The following is an 11944-nucleotide window of genomic DNA, read 5'->3' as shown; positions in this document are numbered from 1 at the left end:
CTAATGAATATTCCATCAAGTTCATTCATTCCAAAGGGGCCCTGCTGAATGATGAAGCGATGGGTTGTAGAAGGTAAAAAATTAAGCGTTAAAGTCAATTCATACCCTAGTCCAAATGAATTAAATAGTAGCTTTAAGTACATAAACAGGTGATCAAGAATTATGAAAAAAATATTGGTAGCTACTGGTGGGGGCGATTGTCCAGGCCTCAATGCGGTAATTAGAGGGATTGTGAAAAGAGCTTCACAGGAACAAGATTGGGAGGTTTGGGGGAGTTTTGAGGCTTTGAACGGCTTGATGGAAGAGCCTACCAGGTTAATCCGATTGGATGATAAAACGGTGGCAGGGATTCATGTATTGGGAGGTACCATTTTGGGAACAACTAATAAAGGTAACCCCATGAGCTATCCGGAGAAGCAGCCTGATGGAACTGTCAAAAAAATCAACCGGATACCTTGGCTTGTAGATCGGTTAAAATCTTTTGGTTTTGATGCGGTAATCAATATCGGCGGGGATGGCTCTCAAGCCATATCCCAAGCCATGTTTGAAGCAGGTATGCCCGTGATTGGTGTGCCCAAGACGATTGACAACGACCTCTCTTCAACAGACTTCACCTTTGGTTTTCAGACCGCAGTGCAGACAGCTTCGGATTCTTTTGACCGACTGGTGACCACGGCAAGTAGTCATCATCGGGTGATGATCATGGAAGTAATGGGCCGTGATGCAGGTTGGATTTCCCTCTATACAGCGATATCGGGTGGAGCTGAGATCTGCCTCATTCCTGAGATTCCATATGACCTCTCTGTAATTGTTGAAAAGATAAAAAGTAGGTATAACAAAGGTCGGGGGTTTGTAAACATTGTCATTGCTGAAGGTGCCAAAGCAAAGGATGGAACTATCACTGCTTCTCAAGGCGAAGAGGGTAGACATGCGGTCCGACTTGGTGGGGTTTGTTATACCTTGAGTCAGCAGTTGAAGGATGCAGGCTTGGAGGCGGATATCCGTGAGACAGTCCTTGGACATACCCAACGCGGAGGTACTCCGATTGCTTTTGACCGGGTGATTGCTTCTGTTTTTGGCGTAAAAGCAATGGAATTGGTCCTTGAAGGCAAATTCGGCCATTTGGTGGTGTTGAAAAACAATGATTATGCTGCCGTTCCTATCAAAGAGGCAATTAGCTCCTATAATTTTGTGGATCCCAAGGGGACTTTGGTCCAGGCTGCAAAAGGCCTTGGAATATCCTTTGGAGATTGATTGGAAGTAATTCCAAAATCGTAACTTTTGGAATTACTACTTTCTTTATGACCCAGCTAACCTCCTCCGTGGCAAGGCGATTTTCCTTCGTCTATGTCTTTATCTTCTGTATTTCCCAAGGGCTTCTTGCTCAAATACCAAAGCAGTTCCTTGAAATTTCTGTTTCTCCTGAGAAAAAAGACTGGCTTTATCAGGTAGGGGATAACGTAAATTTTCACGTCTCTGTGACCCAATCAGGCAGACCGGTAACCGTGGAGAATGTTAGATTTTTTGTCAAAGAGGAAAAAATGCAGCCCTTGCAAGAGGGCTCTTTACAATTAAAAGAAGGGAAAGCAACTATTTCCGCTCCTGGAATGAAGACTCCCGGATTTTTACGATGTGAGGTGTTTGCTACGATTGATGGTAAAGAATACAGGGGATTGGGTACAGCTGCTTTTGAACCAGAAAAAATCCAGCCGACGGTAAAAATGCCAGATGACTTCCAGAAATTCTGGGAGTCCGCCAAGGCGGATTTGGCTAAAATTCCAATGGAACCGAAGTTGATCCATCAGCCCGATAGAAGTACCGATGCAGTGGATGTGTACCATGTAAATTTCAGGAATGTGGGCAATAGTAGGGTATATGGAGTACTAACTGTACCGAAAGGAGGCGAGAAATTTCCGGCTATTTTGCAAGTGCCCGGTGCCGGGATCAGACCATATATGGGAGATATGGCAAAGGCTGCGCGGGGTGCAATTGTCCTCCAGATCGGGATTCATGGAATTCCGGTTGATTTATCACCTGATGTCTACGCCAACCTAAATGCAGGAGCACTCGGCGGTTATTGGAATTTTAATATCCAGGACAAGGATATCTATTACTACAAACGCGTTTATTTGGGTTGCATAAGATCCTTGGATTTCTTGGTGTCTTTGCCTCAGTATGATGGGAAAAATCTCGCAGTACAGGGAGGAAGCCAAGGGGGAGCTTTGTCCATCGTCACTGCCGCATTGGATGAACGAGTCAAATATTTATCTGCTTTTTATCCGGCGTTGAGTGATATGACAGGTTACCTACACGGAAGAGCAGGAGGGTGGCCGCACATGTTCACTGGGAAAGGCCTGGATTATTACAATTTCCCAAAGGCTATCGAAACATTAGGTTACTATGATGTGGTCAATTTTGCGCGAATCCTAAAAACTCCCGGATTTTATTCTTGGGGATTCAATGACGATACTTGTCCGCCTACTTCTTATTATTCTGCTTACAATCAAATAAAAGCACCTAAAGAGGTTTTTGTAGTCCCTGAGACAGGGCATTGGACTTATCCTGAGCAGGGAGCGAAGTCAGATAATTGGCTTTTTGAAAAATTGAAAGGCAACTAAAATTTCCGCAAGGCTGAGGCTTACCTTATGGGAAGCCTCAGGCTTATTGCCGGATAAGTTCCTGTTTTATTAGGCAGGGGAGTCTGGAGTGCCTGAGATTGAAGACTGAGTTTGGCTGCCGTCCGACCATTGTACCCTGAAGATAAGAAAAGCGGAATGCTAGCTAAAATGGATAGATTGCCTGTCCAAGTCAGGAAATTAACTACCCTCTGGTTATTGGTCCCATTCATGTAATCATACCGATTGGGAATAGCTATAGCCGTAATAAGTAAGGCGGTGCCTCCTCCTAAAAAGGCCATGCCTCCCTTATATTGGCTTTCACTTTTCTTCACAAGGTCTTCAAGTAAAGCTTGGTTTGGCTTGGCTCCCTGACCAAACCCATAAATGCTTATTCCAAAGAATAGAATAATAAAGAATAACTTTTTCATCTGTTTCTAATTTGATTTTTAATGGTCAGATAGCCTGTCCCGATCTTTCATCGGGAGAATGCCTAGGATAATCATTACCCGGGGTGAGAAGCATGTTCTCATGGGCATTTCATGGGTTTAGGGTTGGAGATTGAGTGGGATAGAAAAATTCAAGGATGGGTAATTTTGAGAAACTATGCCGTTAGGTTGAGCCGAGGCAATGCTGGCTATTCCTAAACTCAGTTTACCTGCTTTTTTTCCTTTGGATGCAGAACTTACTAAAACAGGGATGCTCACCAATGTGGAAACTGTGCCTGCCAGCATGAGTGTTACGCCGGAACCTAACACAAAACCCGAACCCTCATTCCATCCAGCGCCAAACATAGCTGTTCCCAAAAGGCCAGCTCCAATTCCTGATCCTAGCATGATCAGGCCGGTCTTTTTCTGTTTTTCACTTTGTTTCAGGTATTCTTCCGCGAGTTGCCTTTGTGTGTCTGATTGAGCAAACAGGGAAGTGGAGCCAAGTACCAAGGCTAGAAGTAGGACAATTATTCTTGCGTTCATAGTCTTCAGTTAATGGATATAAGATAGGTCAAATAATTCTAAAAACAGTAAGCAGATCGGGACAGTGTTGGTAAGGTAAAGTAGTCTTCCCATATGGTTTTGTGATTACTGTGAGAAACAGAAATCGAATGTATCTTTATAAATTAAGAATTCATAAAATGAGGATTTATGATTTAATTGGTTTGACTACTGAAACATGGATGCAGTTAATATTAATTTTTCATTAAAATCTGTATCTTAAAATACTTTTAAAAAAACTCAATTATGCCTGCACAACCCTTAGAGTTGATTTTGGCCAGACAGTTTGGAGACAGTATCAGTCTTCCTGTTTTTCTGGTTGATCCTGAAGGTAACCTGCTCTTTTACAATGAACCCGCTGAAGTGATTTTTGGATTAAAATTCAATGAAACAGGGGGCATGCGATTAGAAGAATGGGCTACGGTATTCAAACCCTGTGACCGTAATGGAGATCCTCTTCCTCCAGAGTCTTTGCCTTTAGTCAAAACGCTTTCCAACCAACTACCTGCAAACGGGGAGTTTTTTGTAGATAGCCTCACGGGTGATAGGAATTTTATCTCAGTGAGTACCTTTCCCATCATCAGCAGGACGAAGCGCTTCTTGGGTGCAATGGCCGTTTTTTTAAAATCCCAAGAGCAATGAAAATCAAGGTTTGGGGTTGTCGTGGATCTCTTCCCTCTCCAGATCCCGACAATTATCGATATGGTGGAAATACCTCATGTATTCAGGTAACCCATGGCGAAACCTGCATTATTTTGGATGCAGGTTCAGGCATCATGAGGTTGGGTAGATTTTTAAATCCTGCTATCAAAGAAGTACATATCCTGCTTTCTCATTTGCACATTGACCATACGATGGGCTTGGGGTTTTTTCAGCCTCTTTACAATCCACAGGTAAAGGTTCATTTGTGGGGGCCTTCTTCAGGGCAGGAACCCTTGCTTTTCCGATTGAGAAGATATTTTTCTCCGCCATTATTTCCTGTCAAGCTCAGTGAATTGCCGCGTCACCCGGAAGTACATGAGTTGGGAGATGAGGAATTTAGGATCGGAGATATCCAGGTAAAATCTGAATTTATTTGTCATCCCGGTCCCACTTTGGGATACAGATTGACAGCGGATAATAAATCCATGGCCTATCTGCCAGACCATGAAGTAATGTTGGGATCTTCGGATTTTCCCAAACAACCAGAATGGACAAGTGGATTTGATTTGGCCAATAAAGTGGATTTGCTTTTTCATGATGGTGCTTACACCTCCAAAGAGTATGTAGGAAAAATGGGCTGGGGTCACTCTTCTATCCGTGATGCTATCCTATTTGCTAAAATGTGCCAAGTGAAAAAGCTATCTGTATTCCATCATGAGCCTACCCGTACAGATGAACAGGTTTACAGGCTTTTACAAGAGGTGCTTCAGCAAGGTGATTTAAATTTTGAATTGGAAATGTGCGCAGAAGGCAATACCTATGAATTGTGAGCTCTAACCCCATTTTCTCTAAATCAAAAGAGCCGATCAGATCTTGATCGGCTCTTTTGATTGATTTTGAGAATTATTCTCCGCCTGAAGGTTTTAAAGAAGTAGAGGCTAAAATTTTATCCGCTTCGTCAAATAGATTCAAGGCTTGCTGATAAACCTCATTGATATCGTTGATGACTTTGTAGAAGGCGTTGTCATCGTAGATTTGACGGCCTAAGTGTGCCTTTACCAGAATTCTGAGGTATTCTTTTGATTTGTTGAAATCTTTAGAATCAAATTCCACCTTATTCTTTTTGCCATATTCTACCAATTCCATCAGCATGGCATCGCTTACCTTGAAGCTGGTGTAATAGCTGTCCAATGACATGGAGGAGAAGTTGGCTTTATTTTTATTGACATAATCCAGGATAAATTCTCTCGAAGAGTCGGTGTTGAACAATTTGGTGACATAGACACTGTTCATGGTAGTGTCCAGAGGCACGAAATAATCCGGCATGATCCCTCCGCCTCCATAGACTACTCTGCCTTTTTTAGTTTCATATTTGAGGCTGTCATTGAATTTGATGCTGTCGGCGGAGAAAAACTCACCATGCTCGTAGCGGTTCATCCAATCTCGCTCATAAGCCTCGTAGTTGCTGTCGTAAGGCTTTTGGATGGATCGACCTGAAGGCGTAAAGTATCTTGCAATAGTCAATCTCAACTCGGCTCCGTCGGAGAGGTCAATCGGCATTTGTACCAGTCCTTTTCCAAACGATCTTCTACCCACAATCAGTCCACGGTCATTGTCCTGAACTGCTCCTGCTAAAATTTCTGAAGCTGAAGCGGAGCCTTCATTGATCAAAATGATCACAGAGCCTTCTTCAAACATCCCCGGCTTGAAAGCAAATGCTTTTTGGCTGTACTGACTCACTTTGCCTTCTTGGGATACGATCAAATCCCGATCTCCTAGTAGCTCATCAGCCATATTGATGGCAGCCCCCATGTAACCTCCTGGGTTGCCTTGCAGGTCGATGATGAGTTTCTTCATCCCTTTGGTCTGAAGATCACTTACCGCTTTCTTGAATTCTTCATAAGTAGTGGCAGCAAATCGGGTCACCTTAATATAGCCTACTTCTTTGTTGACCATGTAGGAGGCATTGATGCTGTATTGCGGGATTTTGTCTCGTGTGATCTCGTAGGTGATCAAATCGGATGAATTCTTTCGCTTGATGTCCACCAATACTTTAGAGCCGCGAGGGCCTCTCAAGTAGTCAAATACATCACGGTTGGTGATGCCAATGCCGGCCACATTTTTCCCGTCTACTCTGATGATTTGGTCACCCGATTGAATGCCCAAAGCCTCAGAAGGACCTCCGGTAAGTGGTGCTACTACATAGATCGTGTCTCTGATGATTCCAAATTCTACCCCGATCCCGTCAAACTCGCCCTCAAGTTGTGACTGCGCCAAAGAAGCGTCCTTGGCGGGGATATAGCTAGAGTGTGGATCCAGCTTTTCGAGCATTTTATTGATGCCATATTCTACCAGCTCATTGGTATTGACACTGTCCACATAGTCTCTGTTGATATAGGTCATGATTTCCTGCAGCTTATACAGTGCTGCACGAAGGTCATTTTGGTTTCCTTTTGGCTCAGCAAAAGTCGCCCCGATCCAGATGCCGGCAGAGATGGAAAGTGCCAATAAAATGGGTAGACGGATTTGCGCCTTAGTGTTTTTGGTTTCGCTCACGGTTACTTTCTTTTTCTTCTCGAATAAACTCAAACTACAGTAAAAAGATTGATCCTTAAAATTGATTTTAGATAAAATTAACGATTCATTATACGGGCTTGTCAGATAAAGGTCAGATTTATTCCCCGCTTTTCATTCAAAAAAAATTATTTTTGTCCAATGCAATTCAATCGGGATTTTGAAAAGGCTTCGGTAGGTGATTTAGTTTCTGAAAACTATGTTTTCGCTGCCGTTCTGCATTATTTCGGAATCAGCTTTTACCAATATCCGACTGACTCACTGGAGAAAGTTTGCCTCAAACATAAAGTCAATCCACGTCAGCTAATCGCCCAACTCGAAAGCTGGGCGAAAGAAAAAGATCCTTCTTTAGAGGATTTGTACCTCAATCCTATTGAGCTTTTAGTCGCCTACCTCAAAAAGAAGCATTACTACTTCGTCCGACAGGAACTTCCTTTTTTATCCAACCTCATTTCAGGGATTAAACCAGATGTCGGTTACGAACAGTTGATGGCAGACTTGAGGATCATGTTCCCCCTATTTGTCGAGGACTTTATACACCATATCCATGAGGAAGAAAGCCGACTATTTAAGCGGATAGAGTTGCTCCAAGATATAGAGGAAGGGGAGTTTAGTACACGTGATGCCTTGACCATTTTGGAAAAAGACCCTGTCCACCATTTGGCGGATCAACACGAAATCCACGATGACGAGATGGAAGGGATCAGAAGGTTGACCAAGGACTATTTTTTGGCAGAAGATGCTCCGCTCACGATGAAAGTGCTCTACCATGAGCTTCAAAACTTTGAGAAAGAACTTTCCATTCATGCCAAAATCGAAGACGAACTACTCTTTCCCAAAGCTGTGGAGCTAGAAAAAGAGGCCCTAAGAAGGATACGCAAACAAATTCAGACCAACTGATGGCTAGGGTACTTGCGATCGATTTGGGAACCAAACGAACTGGGCTCGCTGTTACCGATCCGCTGAAGATTACAGCGAATCCATTGGAGACCATCGAGACGGATAAATTGCTTACCTATCTCCAAGCATACTGCGCCAAAGAAGAAGTGGAAGCCTTAGTGCTTGGTCATCCCACGCGACTCAATGGCCAAGACAATGAGATGACGCCCAAAGTCCTGAAGTTGAAAGAGGACTTGGAAAAAACATTTCCCAATAAAAAAATCGTCTTGATCGACGAGCGATTCACATCCAAGATGGCCATGCAAACCATGATTGCCATGGGCAGCAAGAAAAAAGACAGAAAAGAAAAGGCTGGGAATCTGGATAAGGTTTCCGCTGCCATTATTCTACAATCCTATTTAGAAAGACAATGATTTACCCGATAGTCGCTTACGGCAATCCAATTTTGAAGAAAGAGGCAGAAGACATTGCCGAAGGCTCTGATATTTCTCAATTGATCAAAGACATGTACGCTACGATGGACCATGCCAATGGCGTGGGTCTTGCGGCACCGCAGATCAATCAGGGAATTCGCCTTTTTGTCATCGACAGCTCGCTTATGCTCGATGAAGACGATGAGGAAAAGGGAATCCGAAGAGCATTTATCAATCCGATAATTTTGGATGAATACGGGGATAATTTCGGCTTTGAAGAAGGCTGTCTCAGCATTCCTGATGTACGTGCGGAAATCATCCGTCCTGAAAAATTGACCATTGAGTACTATGATGAAAACTGGAATTTGAAAGAAGAAGAGTTTTCAGGAATGACTGCGCGCGTCATCCAACATGAGTACGATCACCTGGAGGGAATCTTGTTTGTAGATTACCTAAAGGGTCTCAAGAAACGCCTCATCCAATCCAAACTCATCGACATCAGCAAAGGAAAAGTACCTGCTGATTATCGGATGATCTACCCGCTGAAATGATGAATAAAAGCCCGGAACTCCGCATCGCACTGGTTCAGACGGACCTGCATTGGCAAGATAAAACAGCCAATCTCGCTATGTTGGAAGAGAAAATCTGGGGTATCCAAGGTCAATGTGACTTGATCATTTTGCCGGAAATGTTTCCTACAGGATTCAGCATGGAAGCTCAAAAGCTCGCTGAACCGATGAATCTTCACATTCACAAATGGATGAAACAGCTTGCCGCTCAAACAGGCGCTGTGGTTACGGGAAGTGCGATTTTGACAGAGGGAGGAAAATTCTTTAATCGACTCCTTTGGGTAAATCCGGACGGATACACCGAGCACTACGATAAGCGCCATCTGTTCCGCATGGCCAACGAGCACGAGACCTATGCTATGGGCAAAAAGCTTCCCATATTTACGTTGAAAGGATGGAATCTTTGCCCTCAGATCTGTTACGATCTTCGGTTTCCTGTGTGGTCCCGAAATGGCTGGGAAGACGGTATCGCTGGCTACGATGTTCTTTTTTATGTGGCCTCTTGGCCTGCAGCAAGGATTTCAGTTTGGGATGCACTTTTGCCAGCCCGTGCCATTGAAAATCTGGCTTACTCTATCGGAGTCAATCGAGTTGGAATAGATGGAAACGACATTGCTTACAATGGGCATTCTGCAGCTTTTGATTTCAAAGGAGAGAAGATCACGAATTTGGGAGAAACTGAGTCGATCGTAATACTCACCCTTACAGCTGAAAACCTGGAAATCTACCGATCGAAATTCCCCGCTTGGAGAGATGCGGATTCCTTTCAAATCCTCTAAAAACCGCCTTTCACTATCGGTTTCGATTCCGTAAACGGAGTTTGAAACCGTGCTAATTTTCGTATTTTAGGGCCGAAAATTTCGACCCTGTTTTACTTTTCCTCTGCTGGCAAACCTATTCTGGCCACCTTTTCAAAAGCAAAACAGAACCATTCACCTAAGCATCCTATTCACATCATGAGTAAATCTCCCAAAATTCTCTACACGCTGACTGATGAGGCACCTGCATTGGCGACCTATTCCCTTTTGCCAATCGTCCAAGCTTTTACCAACTCTGCCGGCATCCAAGTAGAAACCCGTGACATTTCACTTTCCGGACGAATCATTGCAAATTTCCCTGAGTTTTTGAAACCTGAGCAGCAAATCAATGATGACCTAGCTGAGTTGGGACTAATCGCCACGACACCAGAAGCCAACATCGTGAAGCTTCCAAATATTTCTGCTTCTGTTCCTCAGTTGAAGGCTGGGATCAAGGAACTTCAGGCGCAAGGTTATACCCTTCCTGATTATCCGGAGGAGCCAAAAACAGAAGAAGAAAAATCCATTAAAGCGAAATACGACAAAATCAAAGGTTCTGCGGTGAACCCAGTGCTTCGTGAGGGTAACTCTGACAGAAGAGCCCCATTGGCGGTGAAGAACTATGCCAAGCAGCACCCGCACTCGATGGGTAAATGGTCGGCTGATTCTAAATCCCACGTGGACAGCATGACTGGTGGCGACTTCTATGGAAGTGAAAAATCCATGACCATGCCTGCTGCAACCACGGTTTCAATCGAACTTGTTGGAAAAGACGGCAAAAAAGAAGTACTCAAGTCAGGTTTGAAATTGCAAGAAGGTGAAGTAATTGATGCTTCTACTTTGAGCATTTCTCAGCTGAAGGCGTTCTTGAAAAAAGCGAAAGAGGATGCCAAAGCCCAGGGAGTACTTTTCTCCCTACATATGAAAGCCACCATGATGAAGGTCTCTGACCCGATCATCTTTGGTCATGCGGTAAAAGTGTTTTTCGAACCGGTGTTTGCAAAGCATGCCGCTACGTTTGAATCAATCGGAGTAGATGTAAATAACGGTTTTGGTGACCTTTTGGCCAATTTGGAAAAGCTTCCTGCGGACAAGAAGGCTGAAATTCTGGCTGATATCGATGCCTGCTATGCCGATAGCCCTGACTTGGCTATGGTGAACTCTGACAAAGGAATCACCAACCTACACGTGCCAAGTGATGTAATCATCGATGCTTCCATGCCTGCGATGATCCGTACTTCAGGTCAAATGTGGAACAAAGCCGGGAAGTCGCAAGATACCAAAGCAGTGATTCCAGACAGGAGCTATGCGGGTGTATACCAAGCGGTAATTGATTTCTGTAAGAAAAATGGCGCCTTCAATCCAGCTACTATGGGCTCTGTGCCAAACGTAGGTTTGATGGCTCAAAAGGCAGAGGAATACGGTTCGCATGACAAGACTTTCGAGATTCCTTTTGTAGGCACAGTCAACGTGGTAGATGCGGATGGAACAGTGCTGATTTCCCATGAAGTGGAAGCAGGTGATATCTGGAGAATGTGTCAGACCAAAGATGCACCGATCCAGGATTGGGTGAAATTGGCGGTGACACGTGCCCGTCTGTCCAATACTCCTGCTGTCTTCTGGTTGGACAAAAACAGAGCGCACGATGCCGAACTGATCAAAAAAGTCGAGAAATATTTACCTAATCACGATACTACTGGTCTTGAAATCCACGTGATGTCTCCCGTGGAGGCCACGCTTCTTTCTTGCGAAAGAATCAAGGAAGGAAAAGATACCATCTCTGTAACCGGAAACGTGCTGCGCGATTACCTCACGGATTTGTTCCCGATTCTTGAAGTAGGTACTTCAGCAAAGATGCTTTCCATCGTACCCTTGATGAACGGTGGTGGATTGTTCGAAACTGGCGCAGGTGGTTCAGCGCCTAAGCATGTGGAGCAATTCACAGAAGAAGGCCACTTGCGTTGGGATTCTTTGGGTGAGTTTTTGGCCTTGGCTGTTTCCTTGGAGCATTTGGGTCAGACCTTTGACAATCCTACGGCAATTCTCTTGGGAGAAACCTTGGATAAAGCTACCGGAAGATGGCTGGAGGAAGACAAATCTCCGGCTAGAGTAGTCGGCAAATTGGATAACCGTGGAGGACATTTCTATTTGGCTATGTATTGGGCGCAGGAAATGGCTAAGCAAACCAAGGATGCTGCTTTGGCGGCCAAGTTTGCTCCGATTGCCAAAGCGATGGCAGAAAACGAAGCTAAAATTGTGGCCGAATACAACGGTTCTCAAGGTAAACCAGTAGATATCGGAGGTTACTACAGACCGGATGAGGCAAAAACATCTATCGCGATGAGACCAAGTCCAACCTTTAATGAGATACTAGCTCAATTGGTATAAAAAGCAAAAGCCGGGTTTAAATCCTGGCTTTTTTATTCCAACTTTTCCAAAGAT

General features: G+C 44.1%; 12 protein-coding genes. 9 read left to right on the top strand and 3 right to left on the bottom strand.

Features of this window, described 5'->3' with window-relative positions; translation table 11 throughout:
* Positions 1 to 162 precede the first annotated feature (162 nt).
* Together ACFPIK_RS11195 and ACFPIK_RS11190 are read left to right on the top strand one after the other, a co-directional pair.
* The gene (locus ACFPIK_RS11195) at positions 163 to 1254 is read left to right on the top strand and encodes a 6-phosphofructokinase (RefSeq protein ID WP_377915244.1); all 1092 of its coding nucleotides are present in this window, start codon (positions 163 to 165) and stop codon (positions 1252 to 1254) included.
* A gap of 47 nt (positions 1255 to 1301) precedes the next feature.
* Positions 1302 to 2618 (top strand): acetylxylan esterase, encoded by a 1317-nt coding sequence (locus ACFPIK_RS11190; RefSeq protein WP_377915242.1) that lies wholly within the window; start codon positions 1302 to 1304, stop codon positions 2616 to 2618.
* Between the two features lie 20 nt (positions 2619 to 2638).
* Here the strand turns inward: ACFPIK_RS11190 and ACFPIK_RS11185 are convergent, their stop codons facing one another.
* Positions 2639 to 3046 carry a hypothetical protein gene (locus tag ACFPIK_RS11185; RefSeq protein WP_377915240.1) on the bottom strand — a complete coding sequence of 136 codons (408 nt, stop codon included), beginning with the start codon at positions 3044 to 3046 and terminating at the stop codon, positions 2639 to 2641.
* Positions 3047 to 3163: 117 nt separating this feature from the next.
* On the bottom strand, positions 3164 to 3589 hold the full coding sequence (locus ACFPIK_RS11180; RefSeq protein WP_377915238.1) for a hypothetical protein: 426 nt from the start codon (positions 3587 to 3589) through the stop codon (positions 3164 to 3166).
* Between the two features lie 264 nt (positions 3590 to 3853).
* On the opposite strand from ACFPIK_RS11180, the gene ACFPIK_RS11175 reads away from it, so the two are divergent.
* The gene (locus tag ACFPIK_RS11175) at positions 3854 to 4249 is read left to right on the top strand and encodes a transcriptional regulator (protein ID WP_377915236.1); all 396 of its coding nucleotides are present in this window, start codon (positions 3854 to 3856) and stop codon (positions 4247 to 4249) included.
* Entirely contained in the window at positions 4246 to 5079 is an 834-nt protein-coding gene (locus ACFPIK_RS11170) for an MBL fold metallo-hydrolase (protein ID WP_377915234.1), read from the top strand. The genes ACFPIK_RS11175 and ACFPIK_RS11170 overlap by 4 nt, the downstream gene beginning before the upstream one ends.
* Before the next feature lie 73 nt (positions 5080 to 5152).
* Here ACFPIK_RS11170 and ACFPIK_RS11165 read toward each other — a convergent pair whose 3' ends face one another.
* The gene (locus ACFPIK_RS11165; RefSeq protein ID WP_377915516.1) at positions 5153 to 6805 is read right to left on the bottom strand and encodes a S41 family peptidase; all 1653 of its coding nucleotides are present in this window, start codon (positions 6803 to 6805) and stop codon (positions 5153 to 5155) included.
* Positions 6806 to 6964: 159 nt separating this feature from the next.
* Between ACFPIK_RS11165 and ACFPIK_RS11160 the strand changes: the two genes are divergently transcribed.
* The 5 genes from ACFPIK_RS11160 (at position 6965) to ACFPIK_RS11140 (ending at position 11890) form a co-directional block, all read left to right on the top strand.
* Entirely contained in the window at positions 6965 to 7723 is a 759-nt protein-coding gene (locus tag ACFPIK_RS11160; protein WP_377915232.1) for a hemerythrin HHE cation-binding protein, read from the top strand.
* The gene (gene ruvX / locus ACFPIK_RS11155) at positions 7723 to 8136 is read left to right on the top strand and encodes a Holliday junction resolvase RuvX (protein ID WP_377915230.1); all 414 of its coding nucleotides are present in this window, start codon (positions 7723 to 7725) and stop codon (positions 8134 to 8136) included. Before ACFPIK_RS11160 ends, ruvX begins: the two co-directional genes overlap by 1 nt.
* Positions 8133 to 8687 (top strand): peptide deformylase, encoded by a 555-nt coding sequence (gene def, locus ACFPIK_RS11150; RefSeq protein WP_377915228.1) that lies wholly within the window; start codon positions 8133 to 8135, stop codon positions 8685 to 8687. Before ruvX ends, def begins: the two co-directional genes overlap by 4 nt.
* Positions 8687 to 9484 (top strand): amidohydrolase, encoded by a 798-nt coding sequence (locus ACFPIK_RS11145; protein WP_377915514.1) that lies wholly within the window; start codon positions 8687 to 8689, stop codon positions 9482 to 9484. Before def ends, ACFPIK_RS11145 begins: the two co-directional genes overlap by 1 nt.
* A gap of 177 nt (positions 9485 to 9661) precedes the next feature.
* Positions 9662 to 11890 carry an NADP-dependent isocitrate dehydrogenase gene (locus ACFPIK_RS11140; protein WP_377915226.1) on the top strand — a complete coding sequence of 743 codons (2229 nt, stop codon included), beginning with the start codon at positions 9662 to 9664 and terminating at the stop codon, positions 11888 to 11890.
* The last annotated feature ends 54 nt before the right edge of the window (positions 11891 to 11944 follow it).

This window comes from Algoriphagus aquatilis (assembly GCF_042657405.1).
GTDB classification, from domain to species: Bacteria; Bacteroidota; Bacteroidia; order Cytophagales; family Cyclobacteriaceae; genus Algoriphagus; species Algoriphagus aquatilis.
Note: the sequence above shows the minus strand (reverse complement) of the source record. Positions and strands in the feature narration are given on the sequence as shown.

Bases quoted from the DNA above. Each gene is read 5' to 3' on its own strand.
- ACFPIK_RS11195 (WP_377915244.1), top strand. From the start codon at position 163: ATGAAAAAAATATTGGTAGCTACTGGTGGGGGCGATTGTCCAGGCCTC.
- ACFPIK_RS11190 (WP_377915242.1), top strand. From the start codon at position 1,302: ATGACCCAGCTAACCTCCTCCGTGGCAAGGCGATTTTCCTTCGTCTAT.
- ACFPIK_RS11185 (WP_377915240.1), bottom strand. From the start codon at position 3,046: ATGAAAAAGTTATTCTTTATTATTCTATTCTTTGGAATAAGCATTTAT.
- ACFPIK_RS11180 (WP_377915238.1), bottom strand. From the start codon at position 3,589: ATGAACGCAAGAATAATTGTCCTACTTCTAGCCTTGGTACTTGGCTCC.
- ACFPIK_RS11175 (WP_377915236.1), top strand. From the start codon at position 3,854: ATGCCTGCACAACCCTTAGAGTTGATTTTGGCCAGACAGTTTGGAGAC.
- ACFPIK_RS11170 (WP_377915234.1), top strand. From the start codon at position 4,246: ATGAAAATCAAGGTTTGGGGTTGTCGTGGATCTCTTCCCTCTCCAGAT.
- ACFPIK_RS11160 (WP_377915232.1), top strand. From the start codon at position 6,965: ATGCAATTCAATCGGGATTTTGAAAAGGCTTCGGTAGGTGATTTAGTT.
- ruvX (WP_377915230.1), top strand. From the start codon at position 7,723: ATGGCTAGGGTACTTGCGATCGATTTGGGAACCAAACGAACTGGGCTC.
- def (WP_377915228.1), top strand. From the start codon at position 8,133: ATGATTTACCCGATAGTCGCTTACGGCAATCCAATTTTGAAGAAAGAG.
- ACFPIK_RS11145 (WP_377915514.1), top strand. From the start codon at position 8,687: ATGAATAAAAGCCCGGAACTCCGCATCGCACTGGTTCAGACGGACCTG.
- ACFPIK_RS11140 (WP_377915226.1), top strand. From the start codon at position 9,662: ATGAGTAAATCTCCCAAAATTCTCTACACGCTGACTGATGAGGCACCT.